The sequence below is a fragment of the Paenibacillus sp. FA6 genome (assembly GCF_051550225.1).
Classification (GTDB): domain Bacteria; phylum Bacillota; class Bacilli; order Paenibacillales; family Paenibacillaceae; genus Paenibacillus_AQ.
This window is the reverse complement of sequence record NZ_CP188820.1, coordinates 5517000-5534586: the sequence shown is the minus strand read 5'-3', so window position 1 is coordinate 5534586 and position 17587 is coordinate 5517000. Positions and strand designations below refer to the sequence as shown.

Here is a 17587-nt window from a genome sequence, read left to right as displayed (position 1 = left end):
TCCTCCTCAATCCTTTTCATCATCGCCATTATAATAAACCCAAGCCGACGAACTTCTAATTACGATAAGCGTAAATACCATAATTATTCCGAATAAAATCCATGACAACGCTGAAGCATAACCCATCTCGTAGCTCACAAATGCCTTGTTATACAAGAAGAGATTATAGAATAACGTTGAATTTAAAGGTCCACCATTCGTCATAACAAATGCCTGTGTGAAATATTGAAAACCACCAATAATCCCCATAATTAAATTGAAGAAAATTGTGGGTGATATCATGGGAACAGTAATATTAAGGAACCTCTTCACAACACCTGCTCCATCCAAGTCGGCAGCCTCATACAGTTCTTCTGGAACCCCTTGCAGTCCTGACAAATATATAATAATCGTATTCCCAACACCCCAAATCCCCATGACCATCAATGCACTTAGTGCATAATCAGGATCTTGTAGCCATGCCGGACCGATAATACCGAACAAGTCTAGGGCACGATTCAATATTCCGTATTCTGGGTTCAGAATCATAAGCCACATCATCGATACCGCAACAGCTGGAATGACCGATGGCATAAAAAATATGAGTCTAAAAAATTTCATACCACGTGTACGCATGTTCAACAACATCGCAACAAGTATGGCAATGATCTGGTACAAAGGTACCGACACGAGAGCAAATATGAATGTTACTTTTAGTGATTGATAAAATAGTTCGTCGTGAAAAATATTCACGAAGTTCTCCAAACCTACAAATTGAATGGAATCAATTCCTGTAATAATGTCCCATTTACTAAAAGACAATATTAGTGAAAAGATCATTGGCCCGATCGTAAATATTAACAGTCCTATAAACCACGGTAGTATAAATAAATACCCGGTTTTCTCTGAACGGAATTTGCGCTTCATAGAGACCTCCTTGAAAATAGAGATGTGAAGCCAGAACAATTCTAGCTTCACACTCTTATTATGACTTACTTGTTGATAGTACTATCCACCGCTTTGGCAGCTTCGTTCAATGCATCACGAACCGAAGATTTATCAAGTAGGATTTTCTCCATTGCCTTGTTGAACTCTTCTACGAAGATCGGACCATTTGAAGAAATCATCGTTACTGGTTTTTTAGAATATTCCATCATTTCGATGATTGGCTGATCAGCTACTTCTGTTGCCTTTACTTGATCAAGTTCAGCAATCGTTGCAGGAAGTACTGTACCCTTCTCAGAACGTAATATTTGTGCTTCCTTACCAGACAACCATTTCACAAGCTCATATGCCTCAGCCTTATGCTTACCATTCGCATTAATCGCCCAACCAGCTGCCGCAATAATGCCTCCACGTTCTCCATTCTCACCTTGTGGAATCAGGCTCGTACCATAGTTAACATCCGAGCGGTCCAAATCGTACTTCGTCCAGCGACCATTCACCATCATCGCTAGCTTGTCTGTCATGAACATCGAACCGTCGCCACCTAATGTTTCAGCATCTTGTGGAGTTGGTGATACTTTTTCCTCACCTTTGGACATCGCTACGTATTTCTCCATAGCAGCAATCGTCTTATCACTGTTCATAAACCCATCTGCTTTGGTTCCATCCTCATTTGTAATATCGGTACCATTGGACCATAGGTACGTGAAGATTGGATATTCCCATTTCGTCGCGTTATAACCAAATTGCGTATATTTACCTTTGTCATCTTTCTTAGTCAACTTTTTGGCTGCTTCGTTCAAATCTGTCCAAGTCCAGTCAGCATTCGGGTATTCCATGCCCTCAGCATCAAACAACTTTTTGTTGTACCAAAGAGACAATGGGTTGAAATCTTTAGGTAGATAGCTTAGTTTTCCATGAATACGTCCCATCTCCAATAAATCTTGTTGGAATATGGCTGTGTCGAAGGAACTGTCCGCTTCGACATAAGAATCTAAAGGCTCAACAACACCTTTATCGACATATTTGTAGAAATCGCCTTCTCCAATTAAGAACACGTCTGGTGCTTGTCCAGCTGCAAGGGAAGTCGTTAGCTTCGTGCCGTAACCATCGCCTGGAATCGGCTCAAATTTAACATTAATATTCTTATGAGCTGCATTGAACTCATCGGCCAGTTGTTGTTCCACGGAACCTGTAGTCAAATCACCCCATACCGTAAATTTCAACTCAACGACCTCTTCTTTTTCACTTGGTGGGACTTGACCCTCTTCCTTTTTCTTATTGTCATTACCACCACTTGAACAAGCCGATAATACCATTGTTGTCATCATCATCATTACTAATAAAAGTGTCCATTTCTTCATCTTTAAAGACCTCCCTGGTTTGCTTAAAGTTGTATGCTTATTTCTTTATGGAAAACGACTTTGTGACCTTGAATAATAAGTTCCATTTGTTGTTCACTTGAAGATACAATATCCAAGGAATCATGCGCCAAGTTTACATCCATACGAACTCCCTGCAAATATAGAGGGAATTTCAACTTCTTCCACGACTTCGGTAACTTCGGATTCAGATGCAGCTGACCATCCAACATTCTTAGACCAGCGAATCCCATCACGACACATTCCCATATTCCACCGATCGATGCGGTGTGAATTCCCGCGTTAGAAGAATGCATATTAGGTCCAAGATCAATTTCAGTTGCTTTTCTGAATAGCTCATATGCCAAATCGTTCTCCCCGAAGTCCCCAGCCAAGATGCTGTGCGTTGATAAGGATAACGAAGAATCATGTAATGTCTTTGGTTCATAATAATCATAGTTTGCTTTCTTCACTTCTGGTGAGAATTTATCCTCTAACAGGAAGAATAACATCATAATATCCGCTTGTTTGGAAACTTGTAGTTTGTTGACTTGATCTAAGCTGTATTCTAAGAAAAGACTACCAATCTTCTTTTGCTGCTTATACTTCGTCAAATCAATCGTTTCTAATTCAAGATACGTATCATCTTGTGGCACAATATTATCTTCATTCGGCTGTGGCAAGTATATTCTATCCAACTTATCTGTCCATGCTTGGTAGGCTGTTGCTAGATTCAACCTTTCGGACATTGGTTCCAATAGTTCCGGCTTAGTACCCTTCAACTCGTCAAAATATTGGATCGCCAGGGCCATATTGAAATGTGCCATGTAATTCGTAAATGCATTGTTATCAACATGCTCTTTGTACTCATCCGGTCCAATAACTTCATTAATATGATACTGTCCCGATGCCTCATCCCACTCTAAACGACTTGCCCAGAATGTTGCGGTATCAAATACCATTTCATATCCGTAACGGTCCATGAAGTCTTGATCCCCTGTTGCTTTGTAGTAATGCCATACCGCATAAATAATATCCGAAGTAATATGCTGCTCTATGAATCCGGACCAGATCTTCGTCTGTAAGCCTGTTAGGACATCAACCTCCCCCCATACTGGAGTTACTTCACCATCTGTCGGCCAAGCAACTTCCCATGGATACATGGCACCTTCAAAACCATTCTCCTTCGCTTTCTGTCTCGCACCTTGTAATCCAAGATAGCGGAACTCAAGCAATGACCGCGCAACTTCTGGATTCGTGTAAATGTAGAATGGAAGAATGAATATTTCCGTATCCCAGAAGGAGTGACCTTTATATCCTTCTCCACTCAACCCTTTCGCCCCAATGCCCATACGATGATCATGAGCGGGAGTCATGACAACTAGGTGGTAGATGGCAAATCGTATAGCGAGAATATCGAATGCATGTTCAGAGTCCACTTCAATCTCATACTGCTTCCATTTGTTATCCCATTCTTGCTTATGAAGGTCGAACAAAGCGTCATATCCTAGCTCGTCAGCTTCCTTTAGCTCCTTGAACGCCTTGTCCTTCATTGTTGACATCGCATACACTCCATCGTGCTCTTTGTCTCGGCTCGTATGGATGTTGCTTACTTTCTCCAATGTGAAGGTCTCACCATTTCGAATGGTATGCGTGTACGTCATTGCGACTTTCCGACGCTCGATGCCCATCACTGGAGATAATTTGATGCTCTTTCCATCGCTCAGAAAACGATGACTTGCATGTACTACGAAGTCTATCTTCGATTCCGTCGTAGTCTGGTTAAGTTGCATATACTTCTTATCAAAGATTCGCTTCTCACCCTCATGAAAATGTTGGCTTCCTGAGTTAGATAGTTGTGCATTAATCCCAGAGCTTACGGTAAAGTCAATGTCCCCATTCAAAGGCGTCACTTCTAGCTTCATGCCAATCAAATGAACTTGGTGTAGTGATACGAATCGACGGAATGTGAAGCGCATTCTTTTACCATCTTCATTCTCCCAAATGAATGTTCTTACAAGCTCTGCATGACGTAGATCAAGTGATCGTGAGTATTCCTCTACGCTACCTCTCTCCATTGAAAATCGCTGACCATCAACGAATAAATCTAATCTAGTCACATCGGCTACATTCGGAAGTTCTGTTACCTCAGTGTCATCAAATTTATTAAAAGTACCACTTATGAACAAATTGCGAACCTCTCCGATATAGGATTCTTCTGTTGCCGAGCGAAGCCCCATATATCCGTTCCCCAGTGACATAATAGATTCGCATTTCCCTAAAAGTAGGGGTTCGAATCTATCCTCACTAAATGCCCAGTTCTCCAACGATTCTGATAATACCTTATTGTAATTAAGCATATGTTCTCCTTCATCCGAAGTCGTGTGTGATATAAACCTCTTGTATGAAACCGATTTCGAATTAGCTTAAAAAATATTAAACCGGGGTTGCAACCGCTTTCACAGAAAATATATCACGCATCGTTTCAGTTGTCAATGTTTTATTGATGAATCTTTTTCTTATTCTAACAAAGATGCAAGTTGTACTGACCTATGATCTTTGGAAGAAATACTTGTTGCGATTAAAGCTGCCATCGTCTGCAGATTATCCTCTGCTGATAAGTATGACTCGCGATTCTCACGGATTGCCGCCGCAAACTCAGCTAATACAGCATCCACGGACTCTTTCTCGGGCTGTAATAAATCCAGCTTGCTTAACGATCCACGATCGTCCACAACATACACGCCATGACCTTGCCCTAGATCATCGATATGGATCGACCCATTCTCGCATTGAATCCGCCACGAACTCTCCCAAGGCGTTGCCTGACCTTTACTAAGTAAGCTACCGATATAAAATACTGAGATTCCATTCTCTAGCTCATAAACAGCCTGAACATTCGGATCTCCAACATAGCCACTATCAGGCACATTCCAGGTTTTCCCTAATACGCTGACTATATTTCTACTGAACAAATAACGAATCATATCGATATGATGTACTGCCATTTCCATCAACATATAATTTTCCATCTGTCGTTGATATGGCTTCCCATCATGGTAGAAATAGAACTGGACATTAGCGAATAACGGTCTCCCAAGTGAATGACTATCAATAGCATCTTTTGCCGTTAATACGGTTGGAAAATATCTATAGTTCTGGTTGACTGTAATTTTTAAATTATTCAGCTTAGCTAGTGCCGTAAGTTCCTTCGCTTCTTCCATCGTAACTGTAAATGGCTTCTCAATCATTACATGAAGGCCATGGTCTAGAGCACTTTTACAAATCGCATAATGAAGCGGGGAAATAACCGCAATGAAAACCGCATCCGCTTCTAATGTCTCGAATGCCTTCTCATAATCCGTAAAGCATCCCTCAGTTGGAACCCCAAACTCTTCCGCACATTGTTTGACCCTCTCGGAATCAATATCCACAAGACCCACCAATGAGAAGTCTGTTGATGGTACGATGACATTCTCGGTAATACCCATACCATGGGCTCCTAAACCGACTTGAATTAGCTTGTATACCATAAAGTGACCCTCCCAAACTGTAAAAGATGATTTCAGCTCCGATGTAGATGACCGATTCTGGCGCCCTCTTCCATGATCCCATAAATATAGACGGCAACCATTTCTTCCGTTACGACAAGCGAATGCTCATCCTCTTGTTTAGTTAAAACCATATCTCCCGGACCAATTTCATACGTATCACCTTCGGTCGTACATATTCCTCTACCACTAACAATGATCCAATATTCATTGCAATCATGATAGTGGAGTTCAACTTCTTGTCCGACGGTAAGCGTGTTGATTCCATATTGACCTACTTCACTCCAAGCTGGGAAACTCTCTCTTGGTTGATGGTGAGATTGAATAACTGGCATTAATAGCACCCCCTTATTGTGGTTAACTAATTCATCGTTATTTCAATGACTGCGTCGCTAGATTGATGCTTATTCCCATTCCATACGATATGAATATCCAATTCAGATTCATTCTTCACCGTAATAGCAAGTTGCCCCTTTTCCACTTTGAGAAGAATATCCAACCACTCATCGCCGATGCGAAGACGATTCAACTGAATCGATTTACCATGCCAATCTGTCGGAATGTTTGGTGCAATCGTTACTTTACGATGATGTGCTTCCGGTTGAACACCGATAAAATGCACAATGGTTGGTACCATCAACGCATACACCGTCCAAGCCTGTACCACACAGCCATAATCTGGAGACATTTCACTCATAGAACCCGGCAATACTTTCGAGAAAGACCCATTCATCCTGCGCAATAAATCGAGAGCCGCATCAACATCCCCATACATCGCCTCCGCTACCGCATGAACACCTGTACTAATGGTCATGGTCCCTTGTTGGAAGGTTCCTGACAAATAGGATCCATACTCACCGATGAAGTCCGCATTCCGCATATGGCGAATCGCACTTTCTCCCTTATCACGATCGGCAATCCCTGCCTCCATAGGCGTTGATATAACCCAGTTCTTGTTGATTAACCAGCCTTGATCCACATCTTCGTCCTGTACCCGATCAAGTTGTTGCTCAAGATATTCCCGATACCCTTCAATCCCATTCCCTTCAGCCATCGATACAAGATACTCAGCCTTGGAGAGAACGTCTTTCTTGGGCGCTACTGCATCAGCATAAAGCTGTTGTTCCTCATTCCAAAAGGTTGTATTAATCGCTTCAATGGTTCTTTCTGCAAGTTGTTCATAGAAGGAAGCCTTCTCCGACTCACCCATCTCAAGACTCATTTGAACGAGCGATTGCATCGCCTTGGCTGTGTACACCGCAGAATCAATCAGTTCCATATTCAAGCCGGCAATTTCAATAATGCCATATCCTGAAGGGAATAAATCTCCATCGTGATCCATTTCTTGTAACAGCCAGTCCATACCCTTCATACAATACTCATAGTTCTCTTGAAGTATTTCTTTATCACCCGTCCAACGATACAGATCCCATACCATACAAATATAATGCGCTGTTTCCTGTGTGTTCCCTGGATTCGATACAGCACCCATCGTTGTAATCTCGTGAACAATTCGACCGTTACCGTTATGACGTTTCGAGTTATCCAGCAATATCCGCATCGTATCTTTAGCCAGTTCATGATCGCCAATCGCAAGCACACCTTGTAAAGAATAAGAATTATCACAACCGAACCACCATGGATAATGCGGACTTCCTGCCGTTAATCCTCGACCAATCCCATCTACCTTTTGTACTAACCACTGATTATTCCACTTTACCCACGCAAAAATATCGTTGAACAGCGATTCCCCTTCGATCGTTAAATCTGAACGGTTACGAATGGCTTCATACTCTGATTTCTTCTCCAATAGCAATCGCTCGTGATGGTCAACAATCGTGTTGTATGATTGCTCACACTCTTGTTGTGATTCATAAGAGCCTGCTACAAATAAGTGGAAGGAAAGTCGTTCATTCTGTTCTAGTGTGACTGTCGTTTCGAATTTCATTCCGCAGCCATTGCCGCTTGTGAATTCCGGACCGAATAATTGTTCGCCAATCTCATAACTCTCACCTGGCAAATCTGTACCGATCATCGCGTGCCACTCATGGTCGCAGTCCTTGGCATACATTAAGCGACTCGTTCTCGCCTCAACCATATCTTGTGCTCCATCGTGAATCCCGATCTCATCGGAGAACCAGACAGGACGTAAGTCCGTGCGAGCTACCAGCTCTAGCTTCAAGCGAGTTGGGCCTTTGGCATAATTGTGTATGTCGTAATGGGTTACTAACCCTTTCTCTAATTCCGGAGCAAATTGAGTCCGTTCGATAGATACAGGAATATGACCTAAGCCATGATCATAACGGAATGCATTCCCCCACGGATGAGCTATATACTCATCTGCTTTCGACCAAACCGATATGTTGCGATCTAGGTCGGTCACTCGAAGCCAGAACCCGTCCAATAACTTAATCGGGTGTAACCATACGCCTCCCATTTCATTGGCAATATGATGTCCGAAGTCAGGGAAATAACCGTCTTGTGTCCCAATCGCTTTCAAATATTCTCCAGCTGTCAGATATACGTTAAAAGGGTGCTTGCTATGCGCTTGTTGCATCGATGTTGTTGGTTGATTGCTTTTGTTGTACATAAGATAAATCCTCCTTTTCTTCCTCATGTGCTGTTTAACTAGCCATTCGCTGAATACAAATATCCCTTCTTTGGAGTTATGATCATTCGTGATAAAAGTTAACCTTTTGATCACTGAAACCGATTTCGAAAATTGATAAAAAATAGAAGTTTCTATAATAAAGCTTAAAAAACAATTTTGAAACCGCTTTCCCTTAGATTATAATTTCTTTATAGTCTCTCTGTCAACTATCTTAAAGGGCATCATTATACTCTTCCCTTTTTCATCTTTTTCCAAAATATTAATGACATGCTTGGATGCTTGATACGCAAGCTTATGGAAATTCTGACGAACTGTTGATAACTTAGGTGTTGTATAGCTTGATATGACAATATCATCAAAACCAATAATTGAAATATCCTCCGGGATACGAACGCCGATTTCGCGACAACGATTCATAAAACCTATGGCCATTAAATCACTCGCGAAAAAAATTGCAGTTACATCAGGGCAGCCCTGCAAATAAGACTCCGCCAACGCATATACTGATTCTTCCAAGTAATCCGAATTCATAACAATAGATGGATCGTATTCAATTCCGTGTTGCTCTAATGCTGCTTTATAACCTTCTAATCGTTGACGACTGACCACTGCAAATTCGTGACCGTTGATCATACCTATTCTTCGATGATTGTTGGAAATCAGAAATTCAACAGCCGATTTAGCTGCATTTACATTATCAGTCGATACGGAGCCCGTATGCTCACTCGCTAAATCAGCATCAAGTACAACACAAGGAAAGTCGCTATTTACAATTTCTTGGAAATAAGGGTCTGACGTTTTTAATCCTGTAACAACTGCACATGATATTCTATGATCTTTGCAAAATTTCCAATATGACTTGTTCTGCTGCTCAGACAAGCTTCGTGTATAAATAGCAACCTCATATTTGTACTCCTCAGCAGCTGCAAAAATTCCACTCATAATTTGAAACAGTACCCCATCTTTTCCATTCGCATGTTCAAAATTCGAAAAGATCAGCGCAATCGATTTCGTAACTTTTTGCTTTAAGTTCTTGGCTATCATATTCGGTGTATAATTCAGTTCCTCAGCTATTCTCAACACTTTACGCCGAGTTAGCTCATTCACATCGGGATAGCCGTTCATTGATTTCGATACTACTGTGACTGATACTTTTGCTGCTTTAGCAACATCTTTTATAGTTACCACTCATTACCACCACCGTATTCACACCATAGCAAGACAGCGTTTTCCTGTCAAGTTAGTTTATACTTTGGAAATTAAGATATCGAAGGGAATCAGAGACTAAACGAAACAAAAAACAGTAAGCCCAGGGCAGTCCCTTTGGCTTACTGTTTATATAGTATCAATCTTTTAATATAGATATCACACAACTCTTAAACTAAAGTAGCCTCTTTCTTAGCGATAGCAGGCAATGCCTGTAAACCCGCGGTGTTCAAGAAATTCCAAGGCTTGTTATAGTGCGGTTGGAAGAAGAAATCTATAAATCCAAGCTGATCAACGGTCATTCGGTTCTGAATGCATACCGAGATCGTATTAATCGATTGTGTCAGATCCACTTTCGACATGAGTTGGGCACCTAGAATGCGACGCGAATCCTTTTCAAATACAACCTTCAAGGTTACACTCTCTGCATTCGGCATGAAATCCGGACGGTAATGATCGGTTATGCTCACAGTCTCTACCTGCAAACCTTCTTCTTTGGCAGCTAATTCCGTCAATCCTGTAGCCGCGATGTTATCTTCGTAAATTTTGATACCGGATGTACCCTGTGTTCCCATATAAGGAATGGTCTGTGCCATCAAGTTGCGTGCAACAAGCGTCCCCATCCGTACAGCATTCGTAGCTAGTGGTATATAGGCACTCTTACCCGTTGGGTTGTAATGAATCGCACAACTATCTCCCGCGGCGAAGACGTCCTTCTTGCTCGTCTGCATATAGTCATCAACGACGATCGCACCGTTTGGAAGCATATCCACTTGCCCTTTCAGCAACTCCGTATTTGGACGGAAGCCTATGCACAGGATGACAAGGTCTGTTTCATATTCCCCTTGCGTTGTAATGACTTTATTCACATGACCATTCGTTCCTTCGAAAGAGGTTACGGTCTGGTTCAGTGCCAGCTTAATCCCTTTATTCTGAAGCGTCTCTTGAATAGCATCCGTGAATTCAGGATCCAAATATTTGTTAAGAATACGGTCGACACCGTCGATCAACGTCACTTCTTTACCATTCATTTGAAATGCTTCTACGAGCTCGACTCCAATGTAACCTGCGCCAACAACCGTTATACGTTTAACTTGACTTGCCTTTTCGATAATTGTGTTCGAGTGGTTATAATTTTTGCAAAGTAAGATATTGTCCAATTCAATTCCTTCAAGCTTCGGAATAATTGGCCATGATCCCGTCGTCACAATTAATTTATCGTAAGTATCTTCAAATTGTTCACCACTGACCAAGTTGAGTACTGTGAGTTTCTTATTATCCGTATCTATGGCTGTCACTTCATGACGCATATTGGTATTCACTCCAAGTGCGGCTAATTGATCTGGAGAAGAGTAGAACAGTCCATGTGGATCTTTCACGACACCACCTACATATAACGCTATTCCACACGACAAGAAAGATATATTATCATTACGCTCATATACGGTGATTTCAGCTTCTGGGTATAATTGAGCGGTGTTTACAATGGCTGCGGTTCCGGCATGTGTACATCCTACGACTACTACTTTCATTATTTATTCCTCCTCCAAAATGGGGCGATCTATTTTTAGTTACGTTGTGAATTGTTTCACTTGATACTCCTTATTATAGTGTGATATTTTTCACATTGCAATAGACATTGATAAAGTTTTCACATTGTTCACATTTTCGACTTCACAACAGCCATGCCGTTTCCAAGACTTAAACAGGGGATTCCCTGTTGGAATGCGCTTAATCAGTGACTATTATCATATCTATAATGTGAAATGTCATTCACAGCAAAACCTTGTATATGACGGATTGTTAAGCCCGGTGTGACGGGATTTGAGGATACTTTATGTTATTAACTTATAATCTAGAATTCGCTTTGGGCTCGAAACTTATACACGGCTTACCTGATGAGGACAAAACCGTCTGGCTTGGCATTACATTTGTTTTAAATCCGAATGCTCTGCACCCCTTAGGGTATTGAGGGTCCCAAGTGACATAGAAATGCTGACATTTCATACAATTGATACGTTCATTCTCAGTCATATAAATTCTCCATTGTGTAAGATGAATCTATTATACCATTAGGTACAACGGAGCCTATTATACTAGCTGTTAATTGGGTACAATTATATATAGATACTGTTGAACTCACATCAATTAGAAGGGAAGTAGATTATGAAAATCAAATACCATGGACATTCATGCATTCAAATTTTCACAGGGGGAAAATCCCTAATTATTGATCCCTTCTTACGGGGCAATGAAATGGCCGTTACAACACCAGAAGAGATTAAGACGGATGCCGTGTTATTAACACATGCACATATGGATCACATTCTAGACGCAGAACCAATCGCCAAAGCAAATGATATTCCAGTGGTGGCTAATGTAGAGCTCGCAACGTATATGTCTTGGAAGGGTGTACGAACGATTGACATGAACATTGGAGGTACCATTGATCTAGGGTTTGCTAAAGCAAAAATGATTCAAGCTTTTCACAGTTCAGGTATCGTATTAGATGATGAACAACGGATTATGTATGCGGGGATGCCAGGTGGCTATATTATATCCGCAGAAGGTCTTACGATTCTTCATGCAGGCGACACGAGTCTCTTCGGGGATATGAAAATGTTCGGAGAGCGTTATGCCATTGATGTGGTCTTCATCCCCATCGGAGATAGATACACTATGGGTGTTGAAGATGCTCTACAAGCTGCGGAGTGGTATAACGCGAAGATTACGGTACCTATTCATTACAACACCTTCCCGCTCATTCAACAGGATTCTCACGCATTTGTTCATTCACTGGAGGAAAAGGGATTGCGCGGACAAGTTCTCGCTCCTGGTGAACAACTTGAGGTTTCGAGCGATGGCAATCTATAATACCGCAGATGTCCCCACCTTTACCTCTAAAATAAGTGCTCATTCTGCAACTACTCTATCCTCATCTGTCCATCCGGAATTTGAGATCACGAGTAAGACTTATACTTTCTGATATATGATATATGATAAGTAAAAAGGCTTATATCTCTAGGTACTTCCTAGGAAGATATAAGCCTTTCATTTACATGGTGAAACGTTAATCCCTGTCGCAATTCGCTTGATAATCCGTTATATCTGAAACTCAGAATAATCCGTTAATGACACCCTGTTCATCCAATGCGATATGCTCAGCTGCAGGTGACTTAGGAAGACCCGGCATGGTCACGATATTCCCCGTATGAACGACGACAAACCCTGCCCCAGCCGACAAGGAGATATCTCTTACATGGATCGTAAACCCTTCGGGGGCTCCCAGTAGGCGCGGTTGATCCGAGAAGGAATACGGTGTCTTCGCCATACATACCGGTAAGTTCCCGTATCCAAGTCGATCTATCTCCGCAAGCCCTCGCAGAGCGGCTGGTGAGTAAGAAACATCTTTTCCACGATAAATCTCCTTCACAACCTTCTCAATCTTCGCGCGAATATCCAATTCATGATCATAGAGCGGCGCAAAGTTCATCATCTGATGATCTAGAATCTCAACCAACTTCTCAGCCAGTTTCCGTCCACCTGCACTTCCCTCTGCCCATACCGTGGAGGTCTCTACGATTACTCCAAGCTTACGACAACGCTCTTTCACTAGTTCTACTTCCTCAGATACATCTTCTGCGTACTGATTAATAGCAACCATGACAGGAACCCCGAATTTGCTAAGGTTCTCGATATGTCTTTCCATATTAACTAGCCCTAGCTTGAGTGCCTCTGTATTTGTATAGTCTAGCTCACTATTCGGAACTCCCCCATTATACTTGAGTGCCTTTACCGTAACGACCAGCACCGCAGCTGCCGGAATTAGACCCGATTGACGACATTTGATATCAAAAAATTTCTCAGCACCTAGATCTGCTCCAAATCCTGCCTCTGTCACAACGATTTTAGCTAGCTTCAAAGCTAATCGGGTTCCAACTACACTACTGCATCCATGAGCAATATTGGCAAAAGGTCCCCCATGCACCATCACCGGAGTACCCTCTAATGTCTGCACAAGATTCGGCTTGATCGCTTCCTTGAGCAGAACGACCATCGCTTCGACCGCACCCAACTGAGTTGCTGTCACTGCCGCTCCCTCTTCGTTATAACCAATTAACATCCTTCCAAGTCTATTCCTTAAGTCAGATAAATTCTCACTCAGACAAAGAACAGCCATGACTTCCGAAGCCGTCGTAATAAGAAAGCCAGCCTCTCTCGCATTCCCATTCCCACTTCCGAGCCCCGTCACAATACTTCGCAAGCTCCGATCATTCATATCCATAGCCCGTTTCCAGACAATCCGTCCTGGATTCAAGCGTAATGCATTTCCATGAAACAGGTGGTTATCAATCATCGCAGATAGTAAATTATGCGCCGATGTCACAGCATGAATATCCCCTGTGAAATGAAGATTGATATCATCTGCCGGGACGATCTGCGCTTTGCCACTCCCCGTTGCTCCACCCTTCATTCCAAAACATGGGCCTAGTGAAGGCTCTCTGAGCGCAGCGATCGTTGGCTCTCCTATCGCATTCAATGCCTGTGTTAGACCTATCGTAGTCAATGTCTTCCCTTCACCTGCAGGTGTCGGGTTCATAGCAGTCACAAGGACTAACTTACCGTCTGAGCGTTCCTTTACTTCTTCCCACAGTGAGGGGTTTATTTTACATTTATATTTACCGTATAGTTCCAGATGGTCATCTGCAATACCCATAGCTTGGGCAACTTCAATAATAGGTTTCATGGTGTTCCGTAACCTCCAATAATCATTTCACTCATTCATTTGATAAATCACATAAACATTATTGTAACCGAATAGTTCATCATATTATATATCATAACTCTCAATCGACATCTATTCTGTACAAGAAAAGGACCCAACGGAAAGATACCGTCAGGCCCCATATATGTCTACCTTATGCTCAATACCTATTAAAGAAGCTTCTCAATATGTTGAGTCATCGTTTCTGGCGACGTCTTCGGTTCGAAGCGTTGAACCACTTCCCCCTCACGGTTCACCAAGAATTTAGTGAAGTTCCATTGAATGGAGGCATCTTCACCCTCACCTGGTTGTTGTTCTTTCAAGTATTGAAATAATGGATGTGTTCCTTCACCATTGACGTCCACCTTAGCAAAGATTGGGAAGGTTACACCAAAGTTCACCTGGCAAAAGTCTGCTGCCTCTTCACTAGTTCCTGGCTCCTGAGCTCCAAATTGGTTACATGGAAATGCTAGAATTTCCAACCCTTGTTCACGGTACGCTGTGTACAGCTTTTCAAGATCCCCGTACTGTGGCGTTAATCCACACTTACTAGCTGTATTAGTGATAATGAGAACTTTACCTTTATATTGCTCCAATGACACCTCTTTGTTCGCAGGAGTGACTGCTGAAAACTCGTAAACTGACATATTGGGTACCCTCGCTTTCGTCAAATGAACAAATTGAACTTTATATATTCAATCTATCCCTTTCATCATATAGGAAAAAGACCATATTCCCAAATGAATGAGTCATATGACCTACGCAATTATTAACGGGATGCTACTGCCGCTGCTTCGATTTCAGCCTTCTTAACATCTCTTTGTTCGCGGGTTAGTTTAGGACACACGTAGCAATAGGTGCACCCACCAATCCGGTAAGCCTGACAACATGCAGGTCTAATCCAATATGGCTCAGATGAGTTATACGGGTTATCAATCTCTTTAAACTTCATCTCGAAGGGATTCCGTTTACGTTTAAAAACCTCTGGTGACATCTCGTTTCTTATGTAGAGATAATCCTCATCAATACGGAGTTGATCTGTCTCATCTGTTACCATAGAATGCATCTTCTGTGTAAAGCTCCACAATGTCAGAGGTAATTGCCCCCATAGCTGACCCAGCGGAGCACTCCCTGCATTTGCCATACTCTCCATCAATGGAGTGACTGTAGTGCCATAGAATCTCTCTAATGTAAGGTTACGAAAGCGTTCATGCTGACCAGCATCAGGAATATATTCCGTAGCATCATTCAGTTGAAAGGAAATGTTGGCATATCCGTTCCTCATTAGGAGGTGAACCGTTAAATTCTCTATGGATAAGTCTACTTGTCTACTACACAAGGAAACCATATATTGTTGGGCCATAGTCAATCCTCTAATCCAATTCGCAAAAAAAGTCGCAGCAGCATTTAAATCCTGCGCTTTAATAATCTCGCCATAGGTCTCCAGAAAAAGACGAGCCTCGTTAGGATTCGTAAGATCCACAGCAGACTTCGTGAGCACGGATTCAGGAGGAGCAATAGTTGTAATGTTTCCTTGCTGCTCTAGTAATATATAGTCTATCGGCAACACAATAATCCCCTCCTGCTAGAGATGCCTTACAGCTCCTGTTCATTCAGTTACCTGAAGCTTTGCGAATTTCATTCGTGTGAAGTTCGTTCTTCAATATATCTGCCTTATGAAGACTGGAACCATTCATATCTTCGACCACCCTCGATTGACCAAAAAGTGCAAATGGAAGACAAAGTGGAAGCCCTGAACGTGGATCTTCAATAATATCAGCTTCAATGCCGAATACCTCACGCAATACCTCTGTCGTCATGACCTCTGTTGGCGAACCAGACGCCACCGCTTTACCCTCTTTAATAGCTATCATATGGTGGGCATACCGTGAAGCATGATTTAAATCATGCACAACCATCACAATGGTACGACCCGCTGTGCGGTTCAAATGCTCTAGTAAGTGGAGCACTTCCAACTGGTGTGCCATATCTAGAAATGTTGTCGGTTCATCTAGAAATAAAATATCCGTATCTTGAGCCAATGACATCGCAATCCATGCACGTTGACGCTGACCTCCCGACAATTGATCAATCGGACGATCATGAAACTCAGTCATCCCAGTAACTTCTATAGCCCATTGAACCATTTCCTTATCCTCTGACTTAAGAGAACCGAATCCCTTCTGGTATGGGAATCGACCAAAGGATATAAGTTCCGCTACAGTCAGGCCTTCTGGAGCTGTTGGATTCTGTGGTAGAATCGCCATTTGCTTAGCAACTTCTCGTGTAGACTGTTTATGAATAGACTTACCATCTAACAGAACACTTCCACTCTTGGGTTGCATGATCCGAGCCATGGCTTTAAGTATCGTTGATTTGCCTGAGCCGTTGGCCCCAACAAGTGCTGTAATTTGTCCGTCGGGAATTTGTATGTTCAAATCCTCTACAATGGTGCGATGCTCATATGCTATTTCCAATTGAACTGTATTTAGACGAAACAACTCTTCACCCACTTCATCCAAGGATATATAACTCTAGATATATAACTTTCTATAACTTCATGATATTGATAATCATTATCAAAGTCAAGTTTTATATATTAGTTCATTACGAGCCAAGTATTGTCGATATATAATAAGTAAGACTACATAACTTGTTCAGAACCATTTTCTCATCTTGTTACAATACGGAGGAACTAACGTGGCAAATATTATCGTGGTTGATGATTCTTTATTTATGCGAATGATACTTAAGGAGATTATCTCAAATATGGGACACACTGTTATCGCAGAAGCAGAAGATGGATATGAGGCTATTCTGAAATATTCTGAGCTACGTCCTGATCTAGTCACAATGGATATCAACATGCCTAGAATGAGTGGGGTGTCGGCCCTTAAGGAAATCATAAAAGTTGATCCTAAAGCTAATATCCTCATCTGCTCTGCGCTAGGTCAACAATCGATGATCACCGAAGCCATACGGGCAGGCGCCAAAGATTTTATTGTAAAGCCTATTGAGGAAAGTCGAGTCATAGAGGCCATTCACAAGATTCTTAAACACTAAAAGAATGTTCTTACCATCAAGTGGCATCTGTTCCCGCTCCACATCATGCGATGATAGGAAATTCACATTTCATCCGAGATGTCACAGTAGTAAGCATCCACAACTT

Annotated in this window: 14 protein-coding genes; 2 read left to right on the top strand and 12 right to left on the bottom strand. The window is 42.0% G+C overall.

The genetic code is table 11. The annotated features are described in order from the left end of the window. Positions 1-6: 6 nt before the first annotated feature. From ACP8HI_RS24830 to ACP8HI_RS24795, 8 genes are all read right to left on the bottom strand, one after another. A complete protein-coding gene (locus ACP8HI_RS24830) occupies positions 7-906 on the bottom strand; it encodes a carbohydrate ABC transporter permease (RefSeq protein ID WP_438348778.1) in 900 nt (299 codons plus the stop codon). A 65-nt stretch (positions 907-971) separates the two neighbouring features. Beyond that, entirely contained in the window at positions 972-2288 is a 1317-nt protein-coding gene (locus tag ACP8HI_RS24825; RefSeq protein ID WP_438348777.1) for an ABC transporter substrate-binding protein, read from the bottom strand. 23 nt (positions 2289-2311) lie between these two features. Further along, positions 2312-4645, bottom strand: coding sequence for a glycoside hydrolase family 65 protein (locus ACP8HI_RS24820; protein ID WP_438348776.1), 2334 nt, complete (start codon positions 4643-4645; stop codon positions 2312-2314). 159 nt (positions 4646-4804) lie between these two features. Then, complete coding sequence (locus ACP8HI_RS24815; protein ID WP_438348775.1) at positions 4805-5818, bottom strand: Gfo/Idh/MocA family protein; 1014 nt, start codon at positions 5816-5818, stop codon at positions 4805-4807. A gap of 32 nt (positions 5819-5850) precedes the next feature. Beyond that, positions 5851-6171: a cupin domain-containing protein gene (locus ACP8HI_RS24810; protein ID WP_438348774.1), complete on the bottom strand. Its 321-nt coding sequence runs from the start codon at positions 6169-6171 to the stop codon at positions 5851-5853. A gap of 26 nt (positions 6172-6197) precedes the next feature. Continuing rightward, positions 6198-8426 carry an amylo-alpha-1,6-glucosidase gene (locus tag ACP8HI_RS24805; RefSeq protein WP_438348773.1) on the bottom strand — a complete coding sequence of 743 codons (2229 nt, stop codon included), beginning with the start codon at positions 8424-8426 and terminating at the stop codon, positions 6198-6200. A gap of 198 nt (positions 8427-8624) precedes the next feature. Continuing rightward, entirely contained in the window at positions 8625-9635 is a 1011-nt protein-coding gene (locus ACP8HI_RS24800; protein WP_438348772.1) for a LacI family DNA-binding transcriptional regulator, read from the bottom strand. A 188-nt stretch (positions 9636-9823) separates the two neighbouring features. Continuing rightward, positions 9824-11185 carry an FAD-dependent oxidoreductase gene (locus tag ACP8HI_RS24795; RefSeq protein WP_438348771.1) on the bottom strand — a complete coding sequence of 454 codons (1362 nt, stop codon included), beginning with the start codon at positions 11183-11185 and terminating at the stop codon, positions 9824-9826. Positions 11186-11819: 634 nt separating this feature from the next. Here ACP8HI_RS24795 and ACP8HI_RS24790 point away from each other — a divergent pair. Beyond that, positions 11820-12527: a metal-dependent hydrolase gene (locus ACP8HI_RS24790; RefSeq protein ID WP_438348770.1), complete on the top strand. Its 708-nt coding sequence runs from the start codon at positions 11820-11822 to the stop codon at positions 12525-12527. Positions 12528-12768: 241 nt separating this feature from the next. Here ACP8HI_RS24790 and ACP8HI_RS24785 read toward each other — a convergent pair whose 3' ends face one another. From ACP8HI_RS24785 to ACP8HI_RS24770, 4 genes are all read right to left on the bottom strand, one after another. Beyond that, positions 12769-14400 carry a formate--tetrahydrofolate ligase gene (locus tag ACP8HI_RS24785; RefSeq protein ID WP_438348769.1) on the bottom strand — a complete coding sequence of 544 codons (1632 nt, stop codon included), beginning with the start codon at positions 14398-14400 and terminating at the stop codon, positions 12769-12771. A 188-nt stretch (positions 14401-14588) separates the two neighbouring features. Beyond that, positions 14589-15065: a glutathione peroxidase gene (locus ACP8HI_RS24780; protein WP_438348768.1), complete on the bottom strand. Its 477-nt coding sequence runs from the start codon at positions 15063-15065 to the stop codon at positions 14589-14591. Positions 15066-15187: 122 nt separating this feature from the next. Then, positions 15188-15988, bottom strand: a complete 801-nt coding sequence (locus tag ACP8HI_RS24775) for a hypothetical protein (RefSeq protein WP_438348767.1) — start codon at positions 15986-15988, stop codon at positions 15188-15190. A 43-nt stretch (positions 15989-16031) separates the two neighbouring features. After that, positions 16032-16919: an ABC transporter ATP-binding protein gene (locus tag ACP8HI_RS24770; protein WP_438351980.1), complete on the bottom strand. Its 888-nt coding sequence runs from the start codon at positions 16917-16919 to the stop codon at positions 16032-16034. A gap of 199 nt (positions 16920-17118) precedes the next feature. On the opposite strand from ACP8HI_RS24770, the gene ACP8HI_RS24765 reads away from it, so the two are divergent. Continuing rightward, positions 17119-17481, top strand: coding sequence for a response regulator (locus tag ACP8HI_RS24765; protein ID WP_438348766.1), 363 nt, complete (start codon positions 17119-17121; stop codon positions 17479-17481). Positions 17482-17587 lie beyond the last annotated feature (106 nt).

What these genes read in the sequence shown, in the direction of transcription:
- ACP8HI_RS24795 (WP_438348771.1), bottom strand. Translation starts at nt 11,185, where the DNA reads ATGAAAGTAGTAGTCGTAGGATGTACACATGCCGGAACCGCAGCCATT.
- ACP8HI_RS24805 (WP_438348773.1), bottom strand. Translation starts at nt 8,426, where the DNA reads ATGTACAACAAAAGCAATCAACCAACAACATCGATGCAACAAGCGCAT.
- ACP8HI_RS24780 (WP_438348768.1), bottom strand. Translation starts at nt 15,065, where the DNA reads ATGTCAGTTTACGAGTTTTCAGCAGTCACTCCTGCGAACAAAGAGGTG.
- ACP8HI_RS24790 (WP_438348770.1), top strand. Translation starts at nt 11,820, where the DNA reads ATGAAAATCAAATACCATGGACATTCATGCATTCAAATTTTCACAGGG.
- ACP8HI_RS24820 (WP_438348776.1), bottom strand. Translation starts at nt 4,645, where the DNA reads ATGCTTAATTACAATAAGGTATTATCAGAATCGTTGGAGAACTGGGCA.
- ACP8HI_RS24830 (WP_438348778.1), bottom strand. Translation starts at nt 906, where the DNA reads ATGAAGCGCAAATTCCGTTCAGAGAAAACCGGGTATTTATTTATACTA.
- ACP8HI_RS24810 (WP_438348774.1), bottom strand. Translation starts at nt 6,171, where the DNA reads ATGCCAGTTATTCAATCTCACCATCAACCAAGAGAGAGTTTCCCAGCT.
- ACP8HI_RS24825 (WP_438348777.1), bottom strand. Translation starts at nt 2,288, where the DNA reads ATGAAGAAATGGACACTTTTATTAGTAATGATGATGATGACAACAATG.
- ACP8HI_RS24815 (WP_438348775.1), bottom strand. Translation starts at nt 5,818, where the DNA reads ATGGTATACAAGCTAATTCAAGTCGGTTTAGGAGCCCATGGTATGGGT.
- ACP8HI_RS24785 (WP_438348769.1), bottom strand. Translation starts at nt 14,400, where the DNA reads ATGAAACCTATTATTGAAGTTGCCCAAGCTATGGGTATTGCAGATGAC.